At 76.2% G+C, this 1,029-nt stretch carries 1 protein-coding gene; it reads right to left on the bottom strand.

What is annotated here, in order from left to right; genetic code table 11:
• Nucleotides 1-1,029 (bottom strand): OPT/YSL family transporter (locus D7V97_RS43290; protein ID WP_199729238.1); only part of this gene is annotated, 1,029 nt, incomplete at both ends.

Raw genomic sequence — 1,029 nt, 5'->3', positions numbered from 1 at the left:
CACCCCAGCCCGCCCAGGAAGAATCCAAGGCAGGTGGACGCGGGCAGCAGGCACGCCAGCCCCACGCCCACGGCGGACGGCGTCCAGCGGCGCAAGCGCTCCGGCAGCGCCTGCTCGCCCAGCGTGAGGACGGCCGCGGCCAACGCGGCCCACGCCATCGCCGTGCGCAGGTCCGGCGACACCGCGCCCAGGCCGGAGGCCAGCACCCGCGCCACGCCCGCGGTGACGGTGGCGGCCGGGGCCGGGAAGCGCTCGGTGCCCAGCGCGGACGCGTCCGGCACCAGCAGGTAGAACAGCGGCACCACCACCAGCGAGCCCACGACGCAGCCCAGCAACTGCGCCAGGAACACGCGGCGCGGATGCGCGCCCAGCAGGTGCCCCGCCTTCAGGTCCGTGAGCAGGTCCGCCGCGGACGACGTGGCGTTCACCGTGATGCCCGCGGTGGCCAGGTTCGCCTGCACATCGCCGGGCCGCAGCACGCCGTACGTCAGCTGCGTCACCTGCCCCAGCGCCCCCACGGGACTCACGTCCGTCTCCCCCGTGACGCGGCAGGAGATGAGGCACAGCACGAACGACAGGGCCACCGCGAAGAGCGCATGGGGCACCGGCACGCCAAAGCCCACGTGCGCCAGCGCCACCGTCGCGGGCGTCAACACCAGCAGGCCCGCCGCGAGCCAGCGCCCGGGCACCTGGAGCGCCTCCACCGGATGGGGCGCCACCCGGCCGCGCGTGCGCAGGCCCCGAAGCGCCCGGCCGAACACGCGGGCCTGGAGCGCGAACTGCAACAGCGACGTGGTGGTGAGCGCCGCCGCGCCCGGCCACAGCGCCCACGCGAGGAAGTCTCCGTCCACCGGCACCACGCCCGCCGCCATCAGCCGGGGTGCGACGACGCCGTGCACGACGAGCGCGCCCAGCAGCATCGACGCGGTGACGCGCACGCCCAGGAGCGCGCCCCCGCCCACCGGCATCAACCCCGTCTCCAGCGCGAACCCCAGCCGCTCCAGCGACACCCCACCGAGCGTCCCCGGG

This window comes from Corallococcus sp. CA053C, from assembly GCF_003611675.1.
Classification (GTDB): Bacteria; Myxococcota; Myxococcia; order Myxococcales; family Myxococcaceae; genus Corallococcus.
The sequence above is the reverse complement of the archived record's forward strand: the minus strand, read 5'-3'. Positions and strand labels throughout refer to the sequence as shown.